The organism is Enterovirga aerilata, from assembly GCF_013044135.1.
Lineage (GTDB): Bacteria > Pseudomonadota > Alphaproteobacteria > Rhizobiales > Beijerinckiaceae > Enterovirga > Enterovirga aerilata.
The window spans coordinates 86078-112437 of the sequence record NZ_JABEPP010000004.1 but is presented as its reverse complement, the minus strand read 5'-3'; the positions used below and the strand labels follow the sequence as shown (position 1 = coordinate 112437).

The following is a 26360-nucleotide window of genomic DNA, read 5'->3' as shown; positions in this document are numbered from 1 at the left end:
CTCCCGTTAAGCCGCCGCGGCGAGACCGCCGGAGCGTTCGATGAAGCGCGCGACGGCGTCGACCCCGTGGCCGGCGCGGATGTTGGCGAAGACGTAGGGCCGCTCGCCGCGCATCCGGCGCGTGTCGGCCTCCATGATCCCGAGATCGGCCCCGACCAGCGGCGCGAGGTCGATCTTGTTGACCACGAGGAGGTCGGAGCGGGTGATGCCGGGGCCGCCCTTGCGCGGGATCTTCTCGCCCCCCGCGACGTCGATGACGTAGATCGTGATGTCGGCGAGCTCGGGCGAGAAGGTCGCGGCCAGATTGTCGCCGCCGGATTCGATCAGCACCATGTCGAGGGCCGGGAACTTGCGGCGCATCTCGGCCACGGCCGCGAGATTGATCGAGCAATCCTCGCGGATCGCCGTGTGCGGACAGCCGCCCGTCTCGACCCCGAGGATGCGCTCGAGCGGCAGCGCCTCGGCGACGGACAGGAGCCGCGCATCCTCCTTGGTGTAGATGTCGTTCGTGATCGCGCAGATGTCGTAGCGGTCGCGAAAGCGCTTGCAGAGCGCCTCCATGAGGGCCGTCTTGCCGGACCCGACGGGGCCGCCGATCCCCACCCTCAGGGGCCCGTGCGCGGAAGAGCTCATGAGCGGAACAGCCTCGTATACTGCGTCTCGTGTCTGAAGGAGCCGAGATCGGCCCGGAAGGTCGACGAGCCGACGTCGTCCAGGTCCTGGCCGAGGGCCTCCTCGGCCAGGCGCGCCAGATCAGGCAGCAATCGGGCCACGACGCGCTGCCCCGCGGTCTGGCCGATCGGCGCCAGACGGATCGCGGCGGAGACGAGGTTCTGGGCGAGCGCCGCCAGATAGGCGGTCGCGGTCTGGCCCCGATCGATGCCGTGGCAGGCCGCCGCGAGGCCGAGCGCGACAGGCAGGGCGACCTCGTCGAGATCGGCGGCGAGATCCTCGATCCCGTCCTGCGGCCAGGCCGCCCGCACGGCATCGAGGAAGCTCCTTCCCTGCTGCGCGGTCTCCAGCCTGAACTCGGCCGAGCCCGCCAGCGCGAGGGCGAGTTCGTTCGTCTCCGCGATCGCCGCGCCGTCCCGGGCCGACGCCGCCCGGTGCGCCGCGCACAGGAGGATCGCGTCGTTTCGCCCGAGCCCGTCCTGCAGGATGCTGCCGAGCCATGCCGCGAGCGAGCCTTCGTCGCGGATATCGCCCGCCTCCACGGCCCATTCGAGCCCGTGGGAATAGGCATAGGCGCCGACCGGGAAGCTCGGCGACAGCCAGCAGAGCAGCGGGATGAAACCCGCCTCAGCCATGCCGGTGGGCGTGATCGTGGCCGTGGTGGGCGTGATCGTGGCCGTGGTGATGGTGATCGTGCCCGCAGCCGCAGCCCGCCCCATGATCATGCGCCCCGTGATCATGTGCATGCGCGTGAGGCGCATGGCCGTCGCGGCCGTGCTCGTGGTCATGACCGTGACCCTGGGCGTGGCCGTGATCGTGCCCGCAATCCGGGCCGTGCTCGTGATAGGCGCCGCGCTCCGGCCGGAAGGGCCGCTCGACGACGGTCGCGCTCGCACCCAGCCCGCGCACCATCTCCATGAGCACGTGATCATGCGCGATATAGATCGCGTCCGCCGTGATCTCGGCCGCCACATGCCGGTTCCCGATATGCCAGGCGACCTTCATCAGCCTCAGCGGATTGTCGGTGCGGATCTCGATCAGCCTCTCGGGCGCCGCCCTGATCTGCACGAGGCGTCCGTCCTCCAGCTTCACGGCGTCGCCGTCGTCGAGCACGGCGGCCCTGTCGAGGTCGAGCAGGAAGGAGAGCCCGCCGGACGCGGTAAGCGCCACGCGGCGCCGGTGGCGGGCCTCGTGGTCGAGCGTCAGCGTGTCGGCGACACGGTCCGCCTTGACGGCGGGGCGGCGGACGATGGAGGTGGCGCGGAGCATGGTCTCGGTCCCGGATGTCGCGCCAATCTAGAGACTGGCGCGGGCGAGGTCGATCCTGCAGCGGCCGCCGCCGCCGCGTGCCTGTCTCCTCCGCAGATCGGGACGCCCTGCCCAATTTTGAGGCAGGCGGCGGCTGCCGAGTTGTTGTGCAGCGCCGTCTTGTCGTCCCTTCCCCGGAGTCTCCGCTGGCACAGCGCTTGCGCTCGCTCAGCAGGCTGCTGGCCAGCCAGAGTTGGGCATCGGAGACTCACGCAATGACAATCACGAGAAGGGGAGCGGTCGGCGCGCTCGCGGGCGCGGCCATGCTGGTGGGCTCGGCTGGCGCGGCCTTCGCGCAGGACACGATCAAGGTCGGCGTCCTCCACTCGCTCTCGGGCACGATGGCGATCAGCGAGACGACCCTGAAGGACACGATGCTCTTCCTCATCGAGGAGCAGAACAAGAAGGGCGGCCTGCTCGGCAGGAAGCTCGAGGCGGTCGTGGTCGACCCGGCTTCCAACTGGCCGCTCTTCGCCGAGAAGGCGCGCGAGCTCATCTCGCAGCACAAGGTCGCGGCCGTGTTCGGCTGCTGGACCTCGGTCTCCCGCAAGTCCGTCCTGCCGGTCTTCAAGGAGCTCAACAACATCCTCTTCTACCCCGTGCAATACGAGGGCGAGGAGAGCGAGCGGAACGTCTTCTACACGGGCGCGGCCCCGAACCAGCAGGCGATCCCGGCGGTGGACTACCTCGCCAAGGAGGAGAAGGTGCAGCGCTGGGTGCTGGCCGGCACCGACTACGTCTACCCGCGCACCACCAACAAGATCCTCGAAGCCTACCTCAAGTCGAAGGGCGTCAAGGACGAGGACATCCTGATCAACTACACCCCGTTCGGCCATGCCGACTGGCAGACGATCGTGGCCGACATCAAGAAATTCGGTTCTGCGGGGAAGAAGACGGCGGTCGTCTCGACCATAAACGGCGATGCCAACGTGCCCTTCTACAAGGAGCTCGGCAACCAGGGCATCAAGGCCACCGACATCCCGGTCGTCGCCTTCTCGGTCGGCGAGGAGGAGCTCGCGGGCATCGACACCAAGCCCCTCGTCGGCCATCTCGCGGCCTGGAACTACTTCCAGTCGATCGACACGCCGGCGAACAAGGAGTTCATCGCCAAGTGGCAGGCCTTCAAGAAGAACCCGAAGGCCGTGACCAACGATCCGATGGAAGCGCACGTCATCGGCTTCAACATGTGGGTGAAGGCGGTCGAGAAGGTGAAGTCCACCGATCCCGACAAGGTCATCGACGCGCTGCCCGGCACCGAGGCCCCGAACCTGACGGGCGGCGTCTCGAAGATGCTCGCCAACCACCACATCACGAAGCCGGTCTTCATCGGCGAGATCAAGGATAACGGCCAGTTCGACGTGGTGTGGAAGACCGAGGGCCTCGTCCCGGGCGACGCCTGGTCCAAGGAGCTCGATGGCTCGAAGGACCTCGTCGCCGACTGGGTCGAGAAGAAGTGCGGCAACTTCAACACCAAGACCGGCAAGTGCGGCGGCGCGTGAGTGCCGCCTTCCCAAGCCTCTGAACCGTCATGCCCGGGCTTGGCCCGGGCATCCACGATAAGCGCGACGTCGTGACCCGACGTGGATGGCCGGGCCAAGCCCGGCCATGACGCCCGAGACGAGCGTCTGATGGTTCTGCGAAATTTCCCTGCGATTGCGTTCGCGCTCTGCCTCATCGTGCTCGGGGCCGGCTCTGCCCGCGCCGACGCCTACACGGACGCGCTCGCGCGCTTCGCGGCGGACAGCTATTCCGAGACGGAGGCTGCGATCGAGGGCGTCGCCGCGAGCGGCCATCCGCTCGCCGCGGAGGTGGTGTCGGCGCTCCAGGCCGGGCGCCTCCTCGTGCGGGCCGCCGACAGGGCCGTGTTCATCCGCGACCCTGCGGGCGGGCTCAAGGACGCCCGCACCGGCGAGGCGACGACGGCGAACGCGGCCGATCTCAAGGCGGTTCGCCTGAACAACCGGGTGCGCCGCGCCGCCGATGCCGCCATGGGCCAGCTCACGCTGCGCGCTCCCGACCCGCGCCGCCGGATCGAGGCTGCCGCGGCCGTGTTCAAGTCCCGCGATGCCGGCGCGCTTGCCGCGATCGAGAGCGCCATCGCGGCCGAGCAGGATCCGGGCGTGCTGCGCGCCTTCCGCGAGGCGCGCGCCTCCATCGCGCTCGCCAAGCCCGATGCCTCCGCCGCCGACCAGGTCGCCGCCGTCGAGGTTCTGCGCGCGAAGGGCGACCGCGACGCGCTCGCGCTGCTGCGCCAGATCCCGCCATCAGCCCCGGACGAGGTGAGGGGTCTCGCCCAATTGGCTGCATCCTCGATCGAGAGCCGGCTCGCGCTGCTGCAGCGCGCGCAGGACGTCGCCTACGGGGTCAGCCTCGGCTCCGTCCTGCTGTTGGCCGCGATCGGCCTCGCCATCACCTTCGGGGTCATGGGGGTCATCAACATGGCGCATGGCGAGATGGTCATGCTCGGCGCCTACACGACCTTCATGGTGCAGGAGGTGATCCGCACGCGCTTTCCCGAACTCTTCGGCGCCTCGCTCTTCATCGCGCTGCCGCTCGCCTTCCTGGTCGCCGGCGCGGTCGGAGTTCTCATCGAGCACAGCGTGATCCGCTTCCTCTACGGCCGCCCGCTGGAGACGCTGCTCGCCACCTGGGGCATCTCGCTCATCCTGCAGCAGGCGGTCCGGTCGATCTTCGGCGCGCAGAACCGGGAGGTCGGCACGCCGGCCTGGATGTCGGGCTCGGTCGATCTCTGGGGCCTGACCCTCACCTGGAACCGCATCGTCATCGTGCTCTTCGCGACGGCCGTCTTCGTGGCGCTGCTCGTCGCGCTCAAGCACACGAGCCTCGGGCTGCAGATCCGCGCCGTCACCCAGAACCGCCGCATGGCGGGCGCGATGGGCATCAGGACCGACTGGGTGGATGCGATGACCTTCGGGCTCGGCTCCGGGGTGGCGGGCATCGCCGGTGTGGCGCTCAGCCAGATCGACAACGTCTCGCCCAATCTCGGCCAGGGCTACATCATCGACAGTTTCCTCGTCGTCGTCTTCGGCGGCGTCGGGAACCTTTGGGGCACGCTGGTCGGCGCCATGTCGATCGGCATCGCCAACAAGCTCCTCGAGCCGGTCGCGGGGGCCGTCCTCGGCAAGATCCTGCTCCTCGTGGCCGTGATCCTCTTCATCCAGAAGCGCCCGCGCGGCCTGTTCGCGCTCAAGGGCCGGTTCGTGGAGGCCTAGCGGTGACGTTCGGGCATCCTCGAGGGGCCCCCTCTCCCCGCCGGGGAGAGGGATGGGGTGAGGGGGACCACCCTCACCCGGAAAGCGCTCTCCCCCTCACCCGGTCGCCCGCTGGCGCGATCGACTCGACCTCTCCCCGTTGGGGAAAGGGATGCACGGCGGGATTCCTCGCATGATCTCCGCCCGCCTTCTCGGCCGCACCGGCACCATCTTCCTCGCCATCGTGCTCGCGGTGGCCGTGCTCGTGCCGATGTCGAACCTCCTGCTCCCGGTCGGCTCGCCCCTGCACGTGCCGGACTACATGATGCCGCTGCTGGGCAAGTACCTGTGCTACGCGCTGCTCGCCCTCTCGGTGGATCTCGTCTGGGGCTATGCCGGAATCCTGTCGCTCGGCCACGGCGCGTTCTTCGCCCTCGGCGGCTACGCCATGGGCATGTACCTGATGCGGCAGATCGGGACGCGCGGCGTCTACGCGAACCCGGTCCTGCCCGACTTCATGGTCTTCCTGAACTGGAAGGAACTGCCCTGGTACTGGTGGGGCTTCGACCATTTCCCCTTCGCGGCCCTGATGGTGCTCGCGGCGCCGGGGCTCCTCGCCTTCGTGTTCGGCTGGTTCGCGTTCCGCTCACGGGTGACGGGCGTCTACCTGTCCATCATCACCCAGGCGATGACCTTCGCCCTGCTGCTCGCCTTCTTCCGCAACGACATGGGGTTCGGCGGCAATAACGGGCTGACCGACTTCAAGGACATCCTCGGCTTCCCCGTCCAGGCGCAGGGCACGCGCGCGGCGCTCTTCGCCCTCTCGGCGCTCGCGCTCGCGGGCGGGTTCCTGCTCTGCCGCTTCATCGTCACCTCGAAGCTCGGCAAGGTGCTGGTCGCGATCCGCGACGCGGAGAGCCGGACGCGGTTCATCGGCTACCGGGTCGAGAACTACAAGCTCTTCGTCTGGACCGTCTCGGCCATGCTCGCGGGCCTGGCGGGCGCGCTCTACGTGCCGCAGGTCGGCATCATCAACCCGTCCGAATTCGCGCCCGCCAACAGCATCGAAACGGTGATCTGGGTCGCGGTCGGCGGGCGCGGCACGCTCGCCGGGGCGGCGCTGGGCGGCGTGGTCGTGAACGCCGGCAAGACCTGGTTCACCGGCATGCTGCCGGAACTGTGGCTCTTCGCGCTCGGCGCGCTCTTCGTGCTGGTCACGCTGTTCCTGCCCAAGGGCATCCTTGGCACCTTCACCGAGTGGTGGACCGGGCGGCGCCGGCCGGCGGTCGCGGAGATCGAGGACGAGGACGGCGTGGCGCGGGCGATCGATTCCCGCGGCGCGCCGGTGCCGGCCGAGTAGGCGCCATGCAGACCACGACCACGCCATCTCTCCTTTATCTCGACGCGGTCTCTGTCGTGTTCGACGGCTTCCGGGCGTTGAACAACCTGTCCCTGGCCATCGACCAGCACGAGATGCGCGCCATCATCGGCCCGAACGGCGCCGGCAAGACGACCATGATGGACGTGATCACGGGCAAGACGCGGCCGACCTCCGGCCAGGCCAGCTTCGAGGGCGGCAAGTACGACCTGACGAAGCTCGACGAGGCCTCGATCGCGCAGCTCGGGATCGGGCGGAAGTTCCAGACCCCGACCGTGTTCGAAATGCACACCGTCGAGGACAATCTCCGCCTCGCCCTCAAGGCGGACCGGCGCGCCGTCCCGACCCTGTTCTGGCGCGAGAGCCGGGCGGAGCGCGAGCGCGTGGATTCGCTGCTCGAGCGCATCCGGCTGAAGGACCATCGCGCCCGCAAGGCGGCCGAGCTCAGCCACGGCCAGAAGCAATGGCTGGAGATCGGCATGCTGCTGGCGCAGGAGCCGAAGCTGCTGCTCGTCGACGAGCCCGCGGCCGGCATGACCGACCAGGAGACGGCGGACACGGCCGACCTCCTGCGCGAGATCGCCAGGACGCGCGCCGTGGTGGTCGTCGAGCACGACATGGTCTTCGTGCGCGACCTCGGCGTGAAGGTCACCTGCCTGCACGAGGGCTCGGTCCTCGCCGAAGGCCCGCTCGACCAGGTCAGCGCGAACGAGCGCGTGATCGAAGTGTATCTGGGACGGTGAGGGTCATGCGACCGAGCTCGGAAACGCGCGGGCATCCCTCTCCTCGGCGGGGAGAGGTCGAGTCGACCGCGGCAGCGGGCGACCGGGTGAGGGGGCTGCGCCCTCTCCGGACGTCGCGCGCCCCCCTCACCCCAACCCTCTCCCCGCCGGGGAGAGGGGGCGCGTCGAGCCTCCCATGCTGAACGTCGAAAACGTCACGCTCTTCTACGGCGCCGCGCAGGCTTTGCGCGGCGTCTCGATCGAGGCGAAGCCCGGCGAGGTGACCTGCGTGCTCGGCCGCAACGGCGTCGGCAAGTCCTCGCTCATGCGCGCCATCGTCGGCCATCGCCCGATCGCAAGCGGGGCGATCACCTTCGGAGGGCGGGATATCGCCCGCATGAAGCCCTACGAGCGTGCTCGCAGCGGCATCGCCTATGTGCCGCAGGGGCGCGAGATCTTCCCGCTGCTGACCGTGCGGGAGAACCTGGAGACCGGATTCGCCCCGCTGAAGCGCAGCGAGCGCCGGGTGCCGGACGAGGTCTTCGATATCTTTCCCGTGCTGAAATCGATGCTCAACCGCCGCGGCGGCGATCTCTCCGGCGGCCAGCAGCAGCAGCTCGCCATCGGTCGGGCGCTCACGACCCGTCCGAAGCTGCTCGTGCTGGACGAGCCGACGGAGGGCATCCAGCCCTCCATCATCAAGGATATCGGCCGCGCGATCTCGTTCCTGCGCCAGCGCGGCGACATGGCGATCCTGCTAGTGGAGCAGTATTTCGACTTCGCCCGCGAGTTGGCGGACAGCTTCGTCCTGATGGAGCGCGGCGAGATCGTCGCCTCAGGCGGCAGGGCCGAGCTCCAGGGCGACGACGTCCGCCGCCGCATGGCGATCTGAGCGCGTCGGCCACCCGCCAGCGTCATGGTCGGGCTTGTCCCGGCCATCGCGATGATGTTTGCACGCGCTGCCCGGGCAGCATTCGTAGCCCCTCCGTTCTGACGGCTCGATTGACCTCCTACGTTCCCGATCGGGGTGGCCGGGCCAAGCCCGGCCACGACAAGATTCAGCTCCTCCCGCGCCGCCAACGCGCGGATGCCCGCATTGCGCTCGCCGTCGCCCGTCTGGACGGCGCGGTCACGCGCGTCACGCGGATCGCCGAGAGCGGCTCGGCGCGGCTGCGACTGCCGAAAGCAGATGGGCCCGCGCTGGAAGCCGTCACCATCAACACGGGCGGCGGCATCGCGGCGGGCGATCGCTTCGCGGCCGAGATCGAGGTCGGTGCCGGCGCCGAACTCGTGGTCACGACCGCGGCGGCGGAGAAGGTGTATCGGTCGGACGGCGACACGGCCGAGATCGCGACGGCGGTCCGCGTCGCGCATGGCGGCCGGCTCGACTGGATTCCGCAGGAGACGATCCTGTTCGACGAGGCGCGGCTGCGCCGCTCCCTCGAGGTCGAGCTCGAGCCCGGCGCCTCCGCCCTCCTCTTCGAAGCGACCGTCTTCGGCCGTGCGGCTTTCGGCGAAGCGATGCGGAGCGGCGCCTATGAGGAGCGCTGGCGCATCCGGCGGGGCGGGCGGCTGGTCTTTGCGGACACCCTGCGCATCACTGGATCCATCGCCGAGCGGCTCGCGAAGCCGAGCGTCGCGGCCGGCCGCCGGGCGCTTGCGACGCTGCTCTACGTGGCGCCGGATGCCGAGAGCCGGATCGAAGAGGCCCGCGCGGCGCTCGAGGGCGCGCTCTGCGAGTGCGGGGCGAGCGCCTGGAATGGCCTGCTCGCCCTGCGGTTCCTGTCGCCGGACGTGGAAACGTTGCGGCGGGACACCGCACGCTTCATGCTGGCGTTCCGCGGCAGGCCCATGCCGCGCGTCTGGCATCTTTGACGGGAGCTTCCGGGTGAACCTCACGCCGCGCGAAAAGGACAAGCTGCTGGTCGCCATGGCCGCGATGGTCGCGCGCAACCGGCTCGCGCGGGGCGTGAAGCTGAACCATCCGGAGGCGGTCGCGCTCATCACCGATTTCGTCGTCGAGGGCGCGCGGGACGGGCGGAGCGTCGCCGAGCTGATGGAGGCCGGAGCGCATGTGCTGACTGCGGAGCAGGTCATGCCGGGCGTGCCCGAGATGATCCACGACATTCAGGTCGAGGCGACCTTTCCCGACGGCACCAAGCTCGTCACGGTGCACCACCCGATCCGCGGCGCGGCTTCCGACGACGTGCCCGGCAAGGTCATGGCGCAGCCGGGCGAGATCGTGTTCAACGAGGGCGCGGAACGCACTGTGCTCGCCGTCGCCAATACCGGCGACCGGCCGATCCAGGTCGGCTCGCATTACCATTTCTTCGAAACGAACCCGGCGCTTCGCTTCGACCGCGAACAGGCGCGCGGGAAACGGCTCGACATCGCGCCGGGCACGGCCGTGCGCTTCGAGCCGGGCTCGACGCGCGAGGTCGTGCTCGTGCCCTACGGCGGCAAGCGCGAGGTCTACGGCTTCCGCCAGGACGTCATGGGGACCCTCTAAGGCAGGCATGCAATCCGGCCCGAAGAGGCTCGGGGCGAGCGGGAGGAACGATGCGGCGATCCATCGAGGGCGAAGTCGCCTGGGTCACGGGTGCGGGGTCGGGAATCGGCGCCGCGGCCGCCGTCGCGCTCGCCGGGTGCGGCGCGAGGCTCGTGCTGAGCGGCAGGAGGGCGGAGGCGCTGGAGCAGACGGCAGCCACGATCCGCGAGGCGGGCGGCGAGGCGCTCGTCGCGCCGGCAGATATGAGCCGGTCGGACGAGGTGGAACGCGTCGCGGGCACGATCCGCGAGCGCTTCGGGCGCTGCGACATCCTGGTGAACTCGGCGGGCCTGAACGTCCCCAAGCGCAGCTGGCAGGAGATCGAGGTCGCCGGCATCGATGCCGTGATCGGGGCGGACCTGAACGGCTCCTTCTACACCTCGCGCGCCGTCCTGCCGATGATGCGCGAGCGCCGCGCCGGCCTCATCATCCAGATATCGTCCTGGGCGGGCCGCTACGTCTCCCGGCTCACGGGGCCCGCCTACTCGGCCGCCAAGCACGCGCTCGTCGCGCTGTCCGAGAGCATCAACCAGGAGGAATGCGGCAACGGTATCCGGTCCTGCTGCATCTGCCCGGGCGAGGTCGCCACCCCGATCATCGACAAGCGCCCGGTCCCCGTCACGGCCGAGGACCGCGCCCGCATGCTCCAGGCGGAGGACATAGCCGAGACCATCCTGTTCGTCGCCCGCATGCCGGCGAGCGTGTGCGTGAACGAGATCCTGATCAGCCCGACCTGGAACAGGGGGTATCTGGAGGGCGTGAAGCTCTGAAGGTGGTTCCCGCGGGGTGGTTGATTCGAGCTTCGAACCTGCGCGTCGATCGGACGACCATCAACGAAATTAAACGGAGACGCGATTGCCTTAAATTCCGACCCGAGCTATGAAAGGAAGGGCGCGGTGAAGAGTTCGGAGCCCGGTTGCGAGAGGCCGAAACAACGATGCGACCGGAGGGGTCGTGAAGATTGAATCCTTCAAGGCCGGCGAATGGCGGCAAAGGTATAAGTATCGTAGCTTCAAGCCGCGCCACGTCAACGAGGAGTGGACGTGGGATGATCCAGCCATCAATACATTGCTGGAAGCCGCTACGCGGGCCCTAGCGGAACTGAATGCATTCTCGCTGATCGTGCCGGACGTCGACCGATTCATCCGCATGCACGTGGTCAAGGAAGCGCAGACGTCGAGCCGGATCGAAGGTACGCAGACTGGGATCGACGAAGCGTTGATGCGCGAGGATCAGATCGATCCCGAACGCCGAGACGACTGGCGGGAGGTGCAGAATTACATCGACGCTGTCAATGAAGCCGTTTCCAAGCTCGACCGGCTTCCTCTCTCCAATCGGCTGCTACGAGACACACATGCGATCCTGATGCGTGGCGTACGAGGGCAGCACAAGTCCCCAGGCGAGTTCCGCAGAACCCAGAACTGGATTGGTGGCTCGAGCTTGACCGATGCAACGTTCATCCCGCCTCATCAGGATGAAGTGCCGGAGTTAATGGCGGACCTTGAACGGTTTTGGCACAATGAGAATATTCAAGTGCCCCACTTGGTGCGGGCAGCAATCAGCCATTACCAATTCGAGACCATCCATCCGTTTTTGGATGGCAACGGCCGTATCGGGCGGCTTCTAATGCCGCTGTACTTCATCAGTCACGACCTGCTGGACAAGCCGTCGCTCTATCTCTCGGATTTTTTTGAGCGCCACAGAGCTCATTATTACGATGCGCTGATGAGGGTTCGCCTCGCTGATGATCTCGGCCATTGGGTGCGCTTCTTTCTGACGGGTGTGGCTGAAACGGCGACGAAGGGTCGAGACGTATTTCGGACCATTCTAGCCCTGAGGACGGAGGCTGACTCCGCCGTGATGGGGCTCGGGAAACGCGCGCCGACCGCCAGGGCAGTCTTGGACCTGTTCTACCAGCGACCCATCCTGACTTCGGGCGATCTGGTCGCGTCTCTCGACATCACATCCCCGACAGCGAACGCTGTCCTCGGCGAGCTCCGGAAACTCCATCTTGTGAAAGAGATCACGGGCCGGCAGTGGGGCCGCGCTTACGCGTTCGAGCGCTATATCGGGCTGTTCAAAATGTAAGGCATGGACGGGTTCTTTGAAATGCCGATCGCGCTTTTAAAGATGCGGGCATGATCACGCCCGACCGACCCCAGCCCAGGAATGCCGGCCAAGTGGCCTGAATTTCGCAAGCGTACCGAAGGATTCACCATGCCCGCCAACGTCCCTCGGCCCGCCTCCCTGCCGCGCTCGGCCTATGCCGACATGTTCGGGCCGACGACGGGCGACCGCATCCGGCTTGCCGACACGTCGCTCGTGATCGAGGTGGAGCGGGACCACACGATCTATGGCGAGGAGGTGAAGTTCGGCGGCGGGAAAGTGATCCGCGACGGGATGGGGCAGAGCCAGGCCCCGAACTCCGCTGGGGCCGTCGACACGGTTATCACGAACGCCGTCATCCTCGATCACTGGGGCATCGTGAAGGCCGATATCGGCATCGCGGCCGGCCGCATCGTGGCGATCGGCAAGGCCGGCAATCCGGACGTGCAGCCCGGAATCGACATCGTGGTCGGGCCGGGCACGGAGGTGATCGCGGGCGAGGGCAAGATCGTCACGGCGGGCGGCTTCGACAGCCACATCCACTTCATCTGCCCGCAGCAGATCGAGGAGGCGCTGATGTCGGGCGTCACCTCCATGCTCGGCGGCGGCACCGGGCCGGCGCACGGCACCTTCGCGACGACCTGCACGCCCGGGCCCTGGCACCTCGCCCGGATGATCGAGGCGGCGGATTCCTTCCCGATGAATCTCGGCTTCGCCGGAAAGGGGAACGCGTCCCAGCCTGCGGCCCTCGAGGAAATGGTGCGGGCGGGCGCCTGCGCCATGAAGCTGCACGAGGATTGGGGCACGACGCCGGGCGCGATCGATTGCTGCCTCGAGGTCGCGGACCGATTCGACATCCAGGTGATGATCCACACGGACACGCTGAACGAATCGGGCTTCGTCGAGGACACGATCGCGGCCTTCAAGGGACGCACCATCCATGCCTTCCACACCGAGGGCGCCGGTGGGGGCCACGCGCCGGACATCATCAAGGTGGCGGGCCTGCCGAACGTGCTGCCGTCCTCCACCAACCCGACCCGGCCCTACACCAAGAACACCATCGACGAGCATCTCGACATGCTGATGGTCTGCCATCACCTGTCGCCGTCGATCCCGGAGGATCTCGCCTTCGCGGAGAGCCGCATCCGCAAGGAGACGATCGCGGCCGAGGACATCCTGCACGACATCGGCGCGCTCTCGATGATGTCGTCGGACAGCCAGGCCATGGGGCGCGTCGGCGAGGTGATCATCCGGACCTGGCAGACGGCCGACAAGATGAAGCGCCAGCGCGGGCCGCTTCCGGGCGAGGGGGGAGACAACGACAACCTGCGCGCCCGGCGCTACGTGGCGAAATACACCATCAACCCGGCCATCGCGCATGGCGTGTCGAAGCATATCGGCTCGGTCGAAGTCGGAAAGCTCGCCGACCTCGTCGTCTGGTCGCCTGCCTTCTTCGGCGTGAAGCCGGACTGCATCATCAAGGGCGGCGCGATCGCGGCGGCGCCGATGGGCGATCCCAACGCCTCGATCCCAACGCCGCAGCCCGTTCACTACCGGCCGATGTTCGGCACTTACGGCAAGGCCCGGCTCGCGACCTCGATCACCTTCGTGTCCGGCGCCGCGATCGAGGACGGGCTCGCTCACCGGCTCGGCTGCGGCAAGCAGCTCGTCGCGGTCGAGAACGTCCGCGGCGGCATCTCCAAGAAGAGCATGGTCAACAACGACGCGACGCCCATCATCGAGGTCGATCCCGAGACCTACGACGTGCGGGCCGATGGCGAGCTCCTGGTCTGCGAGCCGGCCGACGTGCTGCCGATGGCGCAGCGCTATTTCCTGTTCTGAGCGGTCCTGCCCCGGGCTTGGCGGGAGCGAGTTCCCTCAGCTACGCGTGCCGATCCCGCTCTCGGGCAGGTCCCAGTAGAGCCCGGCCATGAGGCCGAGGGCCTCCCGGACCAGCGCGACGGGAACGTGCTCGTTCGGCGCATGCTGCGAGCAGCCCGGGTAGGAATGCGGCACCCAGATCGTCGGTAGGCCGAGGATCTCGGAAAAGGCGTCGTTCGGCAGCGAGCCGCCGAGATTGGGCAGCAGCGCCGGCTTCTTTCCGGTCGTGTTCTCGATCGAGTCGAGCGCCCAGGCGACCCAGGGATTGTCCGGGTCGAGCCGGGTTGCCGGAAAGACCTCCTCGCGCGCCGGCGCGACCTGGACGTAGGCGAAGCCGTGGCGGTCGAGATGGCGTCGCACGGCCGGCACGATGCCGTCCATGTCGACATCGACCACGAAGCGGAGCTGCAGCCGGGCCCAGGCGCGCGGCGGGATGGCGTTCACGGGCGTCCTGGGCGTCCCGGCCTCCATCGCCAGCACCTCGAGCGAGCACCAGCCGAACACCTTCTCCGGTCCCGTCAGGCCCGGCTCGCCCCAGTTCGGGTCGATCTCCGGGGCACCCGGCCCGCTCTCCAGCTCGCAATCCGCGAGCGCGCGGCGGACGGCCTCGGGCAGTCCGTGCTTCGGCACGAGCTCGTGCACGCGGATCTGCCCCGTCGGGCCTATGAGCGAGGCGATGGCGTGGCTGAGCTGGATCGCCGGGTTCGAGAGCAGCCCGCCCCAATTGCCGGAATGGTGCCCGCCTTCGCGCGCATCGATCCAGAGATCGAAGGATGCGCCGCCGCGCGAGCCCAGGAAGACGGTCGGCCGCTCTGCATTGAGCCGCGGCCCGTCGGAGGCGATCAGCACGTCCGAGGCAAGCAGATCCTTGTGCCGCGCGCAGACCTCGCGCAGGCCGGGCGAGCCCGTCTCCTCGCCCATCTCGATCAGCCACTTGGCGTTGAAGCCGAGTTTTCCCCGCTCGGCGAGGACGGCGGCCTGAGCCGCGAGATTGATTCCGTGCTGGCCCTTGTTGTCGACGACGCCGCGCCCGTACCAGCGGTCGCCGCGCTCTGTCACGATCCACGGCGACAGGCCGGGCTCCCAGGACTCGTCCAACCCTCGGATCACGTCGCCGTGGCCATAGCCGAACACGGTGACGAGCGCCGGATCCTCGATGCGTTCGGCGAAGAGGAACGGGCCCTTGGCCTTCGGCTCCTCCAGGATGCGGCACCTGAAGCCGAGCTTCGCGAATGCCGGCTCCATCTCCTCCGTCAGGTAGCGGACGAGCTCGGGGGCCCGGTCCGGGTTCTGGCTCTCGGTCGGGATCGCGACGCGGCGCTTCAGGTCGGCGAGGAACTCGCCCCCGTCGAAATGCGCGTGGGCGCGGGCGATGGCGGCGTCGCGGCTCATGTCTTGTCACCGGCATCGGGCGAGATGGCGTCGCGTAGCCCGTCCCCGAGCATGTTCACGGCGAAGATCAGGATGGCCAGGCAGGTGCCCGGGATCGCGATCATCCAGAAGGAGAAGAACATGTAGGGCTTGGCCTCGGAGATCATCAGGCCCCAGGAGGGGAGCGGCGGCTGCACGCCGAGGCCGAGGAACGAGAGTGCCGCCTCCAGCAGGATCGCGCTCGCGGCCTCCAGGGTGGCCGTGACGATCAGGAAGGGCACGACGTTGGGCAGCACCTCGCGCCAGATGATGCGCGGGGTCGAGGCCCCGGCCGCCTTCGCGGCGGACACGAAATCGAGCGCCCTGACCTTCTGCGTCGCGCTCCGCATCACGACGACGAAGCGGTCCCACTTCAGGAGCCCCAGGACCAGGATGACCAGCGGCAGCGAGCCGCCCAGCACGGCCACCGCGGCCAGCGCGACGAGGATCACCGGGAGCGCGAGCCGGACGGTGATCAGGAAGGTCACCACGAGATCGACCCGGCCGCCGAAATAGCCCGCCGCGACCCCGAGCACGGTGCCGATCAGGCCGGAAAGAAGCGCCACGGCCCCGCCGATGAGGAGCGAGATGCGGGCCCCGTAGAGCGTGCGGGCGAGGTAGTCGCGCCCGAGATTGTCCGTCCCGAGCGGATGCGCCCAATCCCCTTTCGGGTACCAGAAAGGCGGCACGAGGCGCCGCGCCAGGTCCTGCGCGTATGGGTCGTGCGGCGAGAGGAGCGGGGCGAAGACCGCCACGGCCACGATCGCGGCGAGAATCCCGCCGCCGATGACGAGGCTCCGGTGCTTCAGCCAGCCCGGCCGCCGCCCGGCGGCGGGCGGCGCGACGCGCGGCGGCACCGCGATCTCGGCGCTCACAGGTTCGCCCTCAGGCGCGGATCGAGCCAGGCATTCACGATGTCCGCCGCGAGCGTCAGCAGGACATAGATCACCGCCAGGATCAGCACGACCACCTGCATCACGGGCAGGTCCTTGTGGCTGATCGACTGGTAGGCGAGGTAGCCCAGCCCGTCGAGCGCGAAGATCGTCTCGATCACGACCGAGCCGCCGAGCAGGTAGCCGAGCTGCACCACGGTCAGGGCCACGACGGGCGTGAGCGCGTTCCGGAGCGCGTGCTTGAGGACGACCCGGCGTTTAGGCAGGCCCTTGGCTCTTGCGGTACGGATGAAGTCGGACCCCAGCACCTCGATCATGCCGGCCCGGACGAGCCGCATGAAGGCTGGCGCGACATAGTAGCCGAGCGCGATCGTCGGCATGACGAAGTGCCACGGCGTGCCGGAGCCCGAGACGGGCAGCCAGCGAAGCGTCACGGAGAACAGCATCACGAGGAGGAGCGCGAAGAAGAAGTTGGGCAGCGCCTGGCCCAGAACCGCGATCCCGAGGGCCAGCCGGTCGATCCAGCTGTTGGGCTTCAGCGCCGCGACCACCCCGAGCGGCACGGCGACCAGCAGCGCGAAGGCGAGCGACGACAGGCCGAGCTTCAGGGTGACCGGCAGCTTGTCGAGCACGAGGTCGAGCACCGGCGACTTGAAGAAATACGAGGTCCCGAACTCGCCGCGCATGAGGCCGAACAGCCAGTCGACATATTGGACGATCATCGGGCGATCGAGCCCGTAGGTCTCGCGCACGAGGCGGATATCCTCGTCGCGCGCGCCCTCGCCCGCGATCGCGGTCGCGACGTCGCCCGTGAGGCGCACGAGCATGAATGACAGGATCGAGACCGCGAAGGCGACGAGAAGCGCGAGGCCGAGCCGCTTGAGGACGAAGACGATCATGAGGAGCGCCTTCTCTCCCCTTTAAAGGGGAGGGCGGAGCCGGGCCGGGTGGGGTGGTATGCGTTCCGTTTCGGCCGGAGCGCCCCCCACCCCGGTTCGCGCCTGTAGCGCGACGCGGCCCTCCCCGCGAGGGGGAGGGCGATCTCCGCCAAACTCACTTCCAGGTCATCTCCCAGAAGCGCGGCGTCTCGTCCGGATAGACCTTGAAGTCCAGGCCCGCAGAAGCGACGTAGTGGTTCGGCACCGTGTAGAGCGGTACCGAATAGGCGCGCTCCGCGATCAATGCGAGCGCCTTCTTGTAGGCGGCCTTGCGGGCCTCCGGGTCGACGGAGGTGTCGCCCGTGCGCAGGAAGCCGTGGATTTCGGGGTCGCGGCTCACGTCATCGGCCCCGCCCCCAAAATAGACCGGCGTCGAGGCCGAGACGTCGTTGACCGAATTCGAGCCCCAGGTCTGGAATGCGAGCCCGACCTTGTTGGCACGGCCCTGGTCGCGCATGGCGGCATATTGGAGGAAGCGCAGGTTCGCCGTGATCCCGACCGCCCGCAGGTCGTTGATGATCGCCTCCGCCTGCTGCCGCTCGCGATAGGCGTAGAAGTCGATCGACAGGCCGTTTCCGAAGCCCGCCTCCTTCAGCAGCGCCTTCGCCTTGGCCGGATCGTACGGGTAGCGGGTCGCGCCCTCGGACGTGCAGCCGAACTGCTCGGGGAAGCAGGGCGTCACGAGCGGACGCGAGCCGCCGCCCACGAGCTCCTTGGTCAGCGCGTCCTTGTTGATCGCGTGGTTGAGAGCCCGCCGAACGCGCACGTCCCTGAACGCCTCCACGGGCCCGTCCGGAAGCGTGTTGATGTTCAGGAAGGCGATCCGCATGGTCTCCCCGGAGCGCGCCTGGAATCCCGGCACCCCGCCGATCTGCTCGGCCTGATCCTTCGGGACGTTCATGATGAAGTCGAGCCCGCCGGCCATCACCTCGGCCATCTGGGTCTGCCGGTCGGGAATGAAGCGGATCTCGAGCTTGGCGATCTTGGCGGAGGGCTTGGGCGAGTCCTTGAAGTAGTCCGGGTTGCGCTCGAGCGTCAGGGACTTGCCGACGACATGGCTCGCGACCCGGAACGGCCCCGATCCGATCGGCTTCTCGTTCATGCCCTTGGGCCCGACCTTCTCATAGTACTTGGCGGGATGGATCACGAGCGGCCCGGACAGGTAGTCGATCGCCGCCGGGAAGGGCTGCTTGGTGTGGATCCGGACCTTCTGCGGGGTGACGGCCTCGACCCGGTCGATCCAGCTGACATTGGCCTGCGTCGTCGCCTTGTTCTCGGGCCTGGACGCATAGGTGAGGGTGAAGACGACGTCCTCGGCCGTGAACTCGGTCCCGTCGTGGAACTTCACGCCGGTCCGGAGGTCGAGCTCGAGCGTCTTGTCGTCGAGGTACCTCCAGGCCGTCGCGAGCTGGCCCTTGTACTGCCCGCTGACCGGGTCGCGGTAGATCAGCGTGTCCCAGACATGCTGGCTGATGATGACGCCGGCCCGCAGGTTGTTGAAATACGGGTCGATGTTCTCCGGGATCTGATCGTAAGCGAAGCGGATCGTGTTGGAGGCCTTGTCCGCCAGTGCCGGGTTCGACGGCGCGAGCACGACAGGTGCGGCAGCCAGGGCGGCGGACAAGCAAAGGGGGCCTAACCAGCGGCGCATGGAGAACCTCGTCGGGAGAGCGGATGCACTCTCAGGACGCGGGGCCTTCCGAGTCAAGAATGCTCGCGCTCACCCCTGGGCCGGCCCGACATGGTCCGCCATGGTCGCGCCGCGCGCGCCGAGCGGCTTCTCCGGCCCGGCCGTCGTGTCCCGGGCGGTCTGGTGCTCCATCTCCGCGTTGATCTCGCCGCCGACCAGCACGATCACCACCGAGAGCCAGATCCAGACCATGAAGCCGACCGCCGCCCCGAGCGAGCCGTAGGTCTTGTTGTAGGAATCGAAGCTCGCGACGTACCAGGAAAAGATCATCGAGCCGCCGATCCAGAGAAGCGCGGCCGCGATCGAGCCGACCGACACCCATTGCCATCGCGGCGCGCGGCGGCTCGGGCCGAAGCGGTAGATCGCCGCGAGCCCGAGCATCACGACGAGGAGCAGAACCGGCCACCGGGCGACGGAGAGGATGAGCTCCGCCGAGCCCTGGTAGCCGATGAACTTGAGGACGACCGGCAGGACCACGACGGCCCCGACTGCCGCTATGGCGAAGAACACCGCTCCGAGCGTGAACAGGAAGGTGGTGCCGTAGAAGCGGAGGAGGCTCCGCCGCTCCCGTTCGCCATAGACCACGTTGAGCGCGTCGAAGAGCGCACCCATCCCGGAATTGGCGCTCCAGAGGGCGACCACGAGGCTGACCCCGAAGGCGAACGACAGAGCGGGCGTCTGCTTCGTCGTGATCGCGATGATCTGCTCGCGGATGAGGTCGAGCACCCCTGCCGGCAGGATGCCGGCGAGGAGCACGAGGTGGTCGCCGATCGTCCGTGCGTCGGCGAAGAGCCCGTAGAGCGATACCACCACGGCGACCGCCGGGAACACCGCCAGGAGGGTGAAGAAGGCGACGCTTCCCCCGGTCGCCAGGATCCGGTCCTCCGGGATCGCGTAGAGGACGCGCCAGAAGATGTCGCGCCAGCCGAGCGGCGGAATGTCCCGCGGCTCCTCCGCCTGCCGGCCCCGGCCCGGCTCCCGGGCGCGGGCGAAATCCTCGGGAGACGGCTCGGCCGTGTCCCGCCTCTCGACGCGCGAGCGCCAGTCCTGGCTCGGCCGCTCGCCGGCCGTCATGCTGCGTGTGTCCGACATCCGACGAACCGCTGCCGGGCGCTCCCTCTTGCCGCGCCAAGCCTAGAGCAAACAGGCCGGATTTGTGTGGTGCGCGGGTGACAGCTCCGGGCGTGGTTCAGAACGGACGGCGGCGCGCGTGGCTTTCTCGCCCGGGCCGGGCTAGCCTTCGGCCGGGCGCTGACGATCGGAGTGGCGAACCCGCCGGACCTGCCTGGAGGGCGGACCGGCGGCGGGAGGGTGAATGAGTTTCGGGCGTCGGCCCTGGCGGCGGAGGATCGCCGCGGGCCTCGTGATCGCGAGTTTGGGCGGAGCGGGCCTCGCCGGTCCGGCCTCGGCCTTTGACTTCTTCGGCCTGTTCGGGTCGGAGGATCCGCCCGCGCCCTCGGTCGCCGCGCTGCCCTACGAGCTCAGCTTCGAGATCCGCGGCGACGAGGATGTCGAGAGCCGGCTTCGGGATGCGTCAAACCTCTACCGCCTGCGGCAGGATGCGCCCCCCGACGGGGAGACGCTGCTCCAGCGCGCCGTGGCCGATTTCGCACCCCTCGTCGATGCGCTCTGGGGCGCCGGCTACTACGACGCGACGCCGACGATCGAGATAGCCGGAGTGCCGGTCCGGATCGGGCAGTTCCAGAACCCGGAAGCCGTCCGGGCCGCGAACGCGCTCCGCAGCCGCGCCCGCGTGCCCGTGAAGATCATCGTCGAGACGGGTCCGCTTTTCCGGATGCGCAACATCCAGGTGCTGGACCAGCGGACGCGACAGCCCTTCTCGCCGGAGGAGCTTCCTCCCCACGTCATGCGGCTCGGGCCAGGCGATCCCGCCGAGGCGGCCCGCATCCGCGCCGCGAGCGCGAGGCTGGTCGACCATTTCCGCCGGAGGTCGCACCCCCTCGTCAAGTCGCCGCCGCCCGCCCCCGTGGTCGACCACGCGGCAGACACGATGGACGTCACCTTCCTGGTGGATCCCGGCCCGTCCGCCGGAATCGGCGAGGTCGCGCTGCGCGGACCACAGGGATTCGACCAGGAGATCGTGCGCTCCTTCATCTATCTGGAGGAGGGCGAGCCCTATTCGCCGGACCGGCTCGACTCCACCAGGAAGTCGATCGCGTCCATCCCGGCTGCCGGCTCCGTGCGCATCCGCGAGGGCGACAGGCTGGACCGCAACGGCAACCTGCCGATCTTCGTCGAGGTCACGGACCGGGCGCTCAACGCCGCCGGCTACGCGCTCGGCTATTCCACCATCGATGGGCCGAGCGGGCGGGTCTATTACGAGAACCGGAACCTGTTCGGCGGGGCGGAGCGGCTCAGGCTGCAGGGGGACATGTTCCTGGCCCCGCGCAACAACGGCACCCGCATCAAGGATATCGGCGACTGGCGGCTCTCGGATCTCGGCGCCCGGTTCACCTTCAGCTTCCTGAAGCCCGCCATCGAAGGATCTCGCTTCGATTTCCTCCTCGACGGGCTCGTGGAGCGCAACCGCACCGGCGGCGGCCGTTTCGGCGGCTACACGGTCCGTCTCGGCGGTGCGACGGCCGCCGCCCGCTACCGGATCGACGAGACGCTCTCGGCCACCTTCGGCATCAAGGGCGAGCGCGGCCGCACCAGCGACGTGATCTCGAATGTCGACTACACGCTCATCGGCCTTCCGCTGACGATGCAGTTCGACAACACGGACAAGCCGCTCGACCCGACGCGCGGCTATCGGGTCTCGGCGGCCGTGACGCCGTACCCGGCCTTCATGGGCTCCTCCGTGGCCTTCACCCAGGCGACCGCCTCGGCATCCGCCTATTACTCCTTCGACGAGGAGGGACGCTTCGTGCTCGCGGCCCGCGGCCGCATCGGCGGCTTCCTGGACGAGCCGAACCAGATCCAGCTCATCCCGTCGAATTACCGCTTCTATGCGGGCGGCGCCGGCTCCATCCGCGGCTACCGTTTCCAGAGCGTGAGCCCGTTCGGGCCGTTTGGGTTCACGGTCGGCGGCCGCTCCATGTTCGACAGCTCCGTCGAGGCGCGCATCAGGGTGACGGACGCGATCGGCATCGTGCCATTCTTCGACGCGGGTGGGGCCTATGCGTCCCAGTTCCCGGACTTCTTCGGCGATACCCGCATGTCCGCGGGCCTCGGCGTCTTCTACGTGACGGCCATCGGGCCCGTCCGCCTCGACGTCGCCTTCCCGCTCAATCCGCGCAGGGGCGACAAGGAGGCGGTGCTTTACGTCAGCATCGGGCAGGCCTTCTGATGCGCTTCCGTCGAACCTTCCTCGCGCTTCTCTGCCTCGCTCTGGCTGCGCTCGGCGGCCTGACCCTGGCCGGGCGGGCGGCCGACGAGGAGAAGGGTATCCTGGCGAGCCTGATCTCGCGCGCGCTCTCCACGCCGACCACCCGCGTCTCCATCGGGACCATCGAGGGCGCGCTCTCGTCCGACGCCACGATCCGCGACATCCAGATCTCGGACCGGGACGGCGTCTGGCTCCGTCTCGACCGGGCGCGGATCGTCTGGCGGCGGCTCGCCCTGCTTTCCCGCCGTCTCGAGATCGATCGGCTGGAGGTGGGCATTCTCGATGTCGCCCGACGGCCGCTTCCGGCCGAGATCCCCGTCGAGGGGGAGGACCAGCCGCTCCTGCCGGAACTGCCGGTCCGCGTCGAGATCAAGGACTTCGCGCTCGCCGAGCTCCGGCTGGGCGAGCCGATCTTCGGCACCGCGGCCCGCCTTGCGGCGACCGGGGCGGCTCGGCTCGGCAACCCCTCCGAAGGCCTCGATCTCCGCTTCGAGGCCCGCCGGCTGGACGCGGGGGGGCAGTTCACGGCCCGGCTCGGCCTCGTGCCGCAGGGCGAGCGCCTGACGCTCGCGCTCGACCTCGACGAACCCGCCGGCGGGCTGCTCGCGCGGGCGATCAACATCCCCGGCCTGCCACCGGTCCGGCTCGACCTCGACGGCGACGGCACGCTGGACGCCTTCCAGTCGCGGCTGACCTTCGACGCGGGCCAGGGCATCGGGGCGCGCGGCGGCGCGACGCTGGGCCGGGACGGGCCGGCTCGCCGGCTCGCCCTCGACATGACGGCTGAGATCGCAGGGCTTCTGCCGGAGATCGCCGCCCCGGTCTTCGCCGGCACGACCCGTCTCACCGGCACGGCCACCTACGGCGACGACGGCGCGGTCACGATCCCGGGCATCACCCTCGCGGCGGCCGCCGCGCGCCTCGACATCGCGGGTGGGATGAACCCCGACCAGGTGGCGGACCTCCGCATCACGGCCGCGAACCTGCCGAATGCCGCGCAGCGGACCGCCGTGTCCGGGGCGGAAATCCGCCGCCTCGCCTTCGATGGGCGGGTGACCGGGCCGATCACCTCGCCCCGGATCGACGCGACGCTGAATGCCGAGGATGCGCAGCTGCCCGCCGGGCGCCTCGCCCGGCTCGACGCCAGCTTCGCGGCCGTCCCGTCCGGAACCGTGACGAGCGCCGGGACCCGGATCGAACTCACGGCGGATGCACGCGCGACTGGCCTCGCGGCGGCCGACCCGGCCCTCGCCCGCGCGGTCGGGACGGAGCTCACGCTGTCCCTGAAGGGCGTCTCGGCGGCCGAGAGCCGCATCGACGTGGAGCGTCTCGAGCTCCGCACCCCGACGCTGTCCGCCCGCTATGCCGGCCGGCTCGGCTCGGGCGAACTGCGCGGCCAGCTCGAAGCGGGCGCCGCCGACCTGTCGCGCTTCGCGGCCCTTGCCGGCCTGCCGGGTCTGCGCGGCGCCGCGACGCTGAAGGCGGACGTGGAGGGAACGCCGCGCGCCAATCGCTACAACGCCGTGATCGATGCGCATGCGAGCCGTCTCGACACCGGAATCGAGCCGGCCGACGGTCTCCTGGGCGGCCGGCTCGATGCGGCCGGCACGGTCCGGCTCACGCCGGAGGGCGGGTTCGGCTTCCAGGAGATGCGCGTCACGGGCCGGAACGCCAATATCCGCCTCGACGGAACCGCTGCGCCGGACGCGTCCAACATGACGCTCGCCGTGACCGTGCCGGACCTGCGCCGGGCCGATTCCCGCGTCTCCGGCCGGGGTTCGATCACGGGGCAGCTCACCGGCCCGCTCGCCAGTCCCGATGCGACGCTGCGGATCGCCGTGACGGACGGAACGGCGCTCGGGCGGCCGGTGCCCCGTCTCGTGGTCGACCTGACGGGCCGCGACCTCGTGCGCTCGCCCGACGTGAGGCTCGCGCTCGACGGCGAGGTCGACCGCAAGCCGGCCCGCGGCGGCCTCCATCTCGCCCGCACGCCGGACGGCCAGATCACGGCCGACGATGTCGACCTCGCGATCGGATCCGTCGCGGTCACGGGGGGCGTGACCCTCCAGCCGGACTGGCTCGCGAGCGGCAAGCTGAACGTCGCGGCCGGCAATCTCGACGATATCTCGCCGCTCCTCCTCACCCGCGCGTCGGGTGCGCTGAACGCGGAGATCGCGCTCGACCTGGCCGAGGGCGGCCAGAACGCGGCCGTGAAGGCCGACGGCAGCCGCCTCGCGGCCTATGGTGCGCAGCTCGACCGCGTCACCGCGGATGTGAGCGCGACCGATCTCTACCGCCGGCCCGTGATCTCGGGCGATGCCGCGGTCGACGAGCTCCTCGTCGCGGGCGAGCGGATCTCGCGCATCCGCTTCAACGCCCGCGGCACCCCGCAGGCGAGCGACGTGATCCTTACGGCCACGGCGCGCGGCTTCGATCTGGATGCGCGGGCGCGCGTCGTACCGGCCGAGCGCATCCGCGTCGAGCTGACCCAGTTCGGCGCGAGCCGCGGGCGCGACCGCATCGCCATCGCGCAGCCCGCGACCTTCACGCTCGCGGACGGGACCGTCGAGATCCGCGGCCTTGCGGTCGCGCTCGGGGCAGGCCGGCTCACGGTCGACGGCACCGCCGGTCCGCGGCTGGCCCTGCGCGCGGTCGCCCGGGCGGTCCCGCTCTCGGCCGCCGAGATCTTCGCGCCCGGACTCGGGCTCTCCGGCACGCTCGAAGGGCAGGCGAGCATCGCGGGCTCGCCGAGCGCCCCGACGGGCGAGTACCAGGCCCGCATCTCGCGGCTCGTCCTGGCCCAGACGCGCGATCTCGGCCTGCCCCCGGCCGATATCGCGGCGTCGGGCCGGCTGAACGGCGAGCGCGCGACGATCGACGCGACGCTCGCGGCCGGCCGCGCCGGCCAGATCCGGGTCGGAGGCTCGGTCCCGGTCGGCGCGGGCGCCCTCGATCTCACGATCCGCGGCGGGATCGACGCCGGCGCCGCCACGGCCGGGCTCCTGGCCGCGGCCGGCCGGCGCCTCGCCGGGCGCGTCGAGGTGGATGCGCGCGTCGGCGGGACGCCCGCGGCGCCCCAGGCCAGCGGGACCGCGACGCTCTCCGGCGGCTCCTTCACGGACGCGCTCCAGGGCACTCGGCTCGACAATCTCCGCGCCCGCATCGTCGCGCGCGGCGAGGAGATCGTGATCGAGTCGGCTTCCGCCACGACCCGGAACGAGGGCGCGATCTCGGCCTCCGGCCGCGTGCGCATCGATCCCGGCGCCGGCTTCCCCGGGCAGATCAGGGTCGAGGGACGGCGTGCGGAACTCGTGCGCAGCGGCGTCGCGACGCTCGTCGCGAACCTTGCGGTCCAGATATCGGGCCCGCTCGTGCGGGATCCGCGTGTCTCCGGCCGGGTCGAGGTCCTGACCCTGGACGTCGCCATCCCCGAGCGCCTGCCCGCGACCCTGGGCCCGCTTCCGGGGACGCGGCATGTCAATCCGACCCGCACCGCGCGGGCGCGGCTTGCGCTGGACGCGCGCAACCGGAAGGGCGGGCGCGCAGCGCCTCCTTTCGACGCCACGCTTGATCTCGCGATCGCGGCGCCGGGCCGCATCTTCGTGCATGGGCGCGGCCTCATCGCCGAGCTCGGCGGCGAATTGCGGCTCACCGGCACGCTGGCCAGGCCGAACCCGGTCGGGGCCTTCGAGCTGCGCAGCGGCCGCCTCCAGGTCGTCTCCGCGCGGCTCGACTTCGCGCGCGGGCGGCTCACCTTTTCGGGCGAGCTCACGCCGGAGCTCGACTTCCTGGCCCAGACGAGCGCGGGCGGCGCGACGATCGAGATCGCGATCACGGGCCCGGCCTCCGAGCCCGCCTTCGAGTTCCGGTCGAATCCCGACCTGCCGCGGGACGAGATCCTGTCCCGCCTTCTCTTCAATTCGCCCTCGGGGCAGCTCACGACGGCGCAGGCCCTCGCGCTCGCGCAGGCTGCGGCGCAGTTTTCCGCCGGCGGCGACGACCCGTTCGAGAGCCTGCGGCGCGATCTCGGCCTCCAGGGGCTCGACGTCAATCTCGGAGCCGCGGGCGGGCCGGGGCTCGGGCTCAACCGCGCCCTGAACGACCGTCTCTCGGTCGGGGTCCGGGCCGGCGCGGGCGCGTCGGGTACGGGGCTCGGCATCGATTTCCGGGTCACCAACGAGCTGAAGCTCAAGGGCGAGGTCGGCGCGAACGGCGCGACCTCGGTCGGGATCGGGGGCGATTACGAGTGGTGA

The 26360-nt window shown here is 69.5% G+C and carries 20 protein-coding genes; 12 read left to right on the top strand and 8 right to left on the bottom strand.

Annotated features, from left to right (window positions below):
- Positions 1–6 precede the first annotated feature (6 nt).
- Genes ureG through HJG44_RS14470 form a run of 3 tightly spaced genes read right to left on the bottom strand, consistent with a single transcriptional unit; the run spans position 7 to position 1941 of the window.
- Positions 7–633: an urease accessory protein UreG gene (gene ureG, locus HJG44_RS14480; RefSeq protein ID WP_171219099.1), complete on the bottom strand. Its 627-nt coding sequence runs from the start codon at positions 631–633 to the stop codon at positions 7–9.
- The gene (locus HJG44_RS14475; RefSeq protein WP_171219545.1) at positions 630–1307 is read right to left on the bottom strand and encodes an urease accessory protein UreF; all 678 of its coding nucleotides are present in this window, start codon (positions 1305–1307) and stop codon (positions 630–632) included. Before HJG44_RS14475 ends, ureG begins: the two co-directional genes overlap by 4 nt.
- Positions 1300–1941: an urease accessory protein UreE gene (locus HJG44_RS14470; protein WP_171219098.1), complete on the bottom strand. Its 642-nt coding sequence runs from the start codon at positions 1939–1941 to the stop codon at positions 1300–1302. The genes HJG44_RS14475 and HJG44_RS14470 overlap by 8 nt, the downstream gene beginning before the upstream one ends.
- Positions 1942–2195: 254 nt before the next feature.
- On the opposite strand from HJG44_RS14470, the gene urtA reads away from it, so the two are divergent.
- The 10 genes from urtA to ureC all read left to right on the top strand — a co-directional run bounded on the left by urtA (position 2196) and on the right by ureC (position 13788).
- Positions 2196–3479, top strand: a complete 1284-nt coding sequence (gene urtA / locus HJG44_RS14465; protein WP_171219097.1) for an urea ABC transporter substrate-binding protein — start codon at positions 2196–2198, stop codon at positions 3477–3479.
- A gap of 129 nt (positions 3480–3608) precedes the next feature.
- Complete coding sequence (urtB, locus tag HJG44_RS14460; RefSeq protein ID WP_171219096.1) at positions 3609–5213, top strand: urea ABC transporter permease subunit UrtB; 1605 nt, start codon at positions 3609–3611, stop codon at positions 5211–5213.
- Positions 5214–5385: 172 nt separating this feature from the next.
- Complete coding sequence (gene urtC, locus HJG44_RS14455; protein WP_171219095.1) at positions 5386–6552, top strand: urea ABC transporter permease subunit UrtC; 1167 nt, start codon at positions 5386–5388, stop codon at positions 6550–6552.
- Positions 6553–6557: 5 nt separating this feature from the next.
- Positions 6558–7313: an urea ABC transporter ATP-binding protein UrtD gene (gene urtD, locus HJG44_RS14450; RefSeq protein WP_171219094.1), complete on the top strand. Its 756-nt coding sequence runs from the start codon at positions 6558–6560 to the stop codon at positions 7311–7313.
- A 175-nt stretch (positions 7314–7488) separates the two neighbouring features.
- Entirely contained in the window at positions 7489–8184 is a 696-nt protein-coding gene (gene urtE, locus HJG44_RS14445) for an urea ABC transporter ATP-binding subunit UrtE (RefSeq protein ID WP_171219093.1), read from the top strand.
- Between the two features lie 110 nt (positions 8185–8294).
- Complete coding sequence (locus HJG44_RS14440; RefSeq protein WP_210261135.1) at positions 8295–9167, top strand: urease accessory protein UreD; 873 nt, start codon at positions 8295–8297, stop codon at positions 9165–9167.
- 13 nt (positions 9168–9180) lie between these two features.
- Positions 9181–9801, top strand: a complete 621-nt coding sequence (locus tag HJG44_RS14435; RefSeq protein WP_171219092.1) for an urease subunit gamma — start codon at positions 9181–9183, stop codon at positions 9799–9801.
- A 50-nt stretch (positions 9802–9851) separates the two neighbouring features.
- Positions 9852–10610 (top strand): SDR family oxidoreductase, encoded by a 759-nt coding sequence (locus HJG44_RS14430; RefSeq protein ID WP_171219091.1) that lies wholly within the window; start codon positions 9852–9854, stop codon positions 10608–10610.
- 184 nt (positions 10611–10794) lie between these two features.
- A complete protein-coding gene (locus tag HJG44_RS14425) occupies positions 10795–11928 on the top strand; it encodes a Fic/DOC family N-terminal domain-containing protein (protein WP_171219090.1) in 1134 nt (377 codons plus the stop codon).
- 129 nt (positions 11929–12057) lie between these two features.
- Positions 12058–13788 (top strand): urease subunit alpha, encoded by a 1731-nt coding sequence (gene ureC, locus HJG44_RS14420; RefSeq protein WP_171219089.1) that lies wholly within the window; start codon positions 12058–12060, stop codon positions 13786–13788.
- Between the two features lie 36 nt (positions 13789–13824).
- Here the strand turns inward: ureC and HJG44_RS14415 are convergent, their stop codons facing one another.
- From HJG44_RS14415 to HJG44_RS14395, 5 genes are all read right to left on the bottom strand, one after another.
- Positions 13825–15219 carry a M20 family metallopeptidase gene (locus tag HJG44_RS14415; protein ID WP_171219088.1) on the bottom strand — a complete coding sequence of 465 codons (1395 nt, stop codon included), beginning with the start codon at positions 15217–15219 and terminating at the stop codon, positions 13825–13827.
- Positions 15216–16112: an ABC transporter permease gene (locus HJG44_RS14410; RefSeq protein ID WP_171219087.1), complete on the bottom strand. Its 897-nt coding sequence runs from the start codon at positions 16110–16112 to the stop codon at positions 15216–15218. The genes HJG44_RS14415 and HJG44_RS14410 overlap by 4 nt, the downstream gene beginning before the upstream one ends.
- Entirely contained in the window at positions 16109–17029 is a 921-nt protein-coding gene (locus HJG44_RS14405; protein ID WP_171219086.1) for an ABC transporter permease, read from the bottom strand. Before HJG44_RS14405 ends, HJG44_RS14410 begins: the two co-directional genes overlap by 4 nt.
- 154 nt (positions 17030–17183) lie before the next feature.
- Positions 17184–18692: an ABC transporter substrate-binding protein gene (locus HJG44_RS14400; RefSeq protein ID WP_246736265.1), complete on the bottom strand. Its 1509-nt coding sequence runs from the start codon at positions 18690–18692 to the stop codon at positions 17184–17186.
- A 96-nt stretch (positions 18693–18788) separates the two neighbouring features.
- Entirely contained in the window at positions 18789–19832 is a 1044-nt protein-coding gene (locus HJG44_RS14395; RefSeq protein WP_171219543.1) for a YihY/virulence factor BrkB family protein, read from the bottom strand.
- Between the two features lie 241 nt (positions 19833–20073).
- On the opposite strand from HJG44_RS14395, the gene HJG44_RS14390 reads away from it, so the two are divergent.
- Both HJG44_RS14390 and HJG44_RS14385 read left to right on the top strand, forming a co-directional pair.
- Positions 20074–22068, top strand: coding sequence for an autotransporter assembly complex protein TamA (locus tag HJG44_RS14390; RefSeq protein WP_171219084.1), 1995 nt, complete (start codon positions 20074–20076; stop codon positions 22066–22068).
- On the top strand, positions 22068–26360 hold the full coding sequence (locus HJG44_RS14385; RefSeq protein ID WP_171219083.1) for a translocation/assembly module TamB domain-containing protein: 4293 nt from the start codon (positions 22068–22070) through the stop codon (positions 26358–26360). Before HJG44_RS14390 ends, HJG44_RS14385 begins: the two co-directional genes overlap by 1 nt.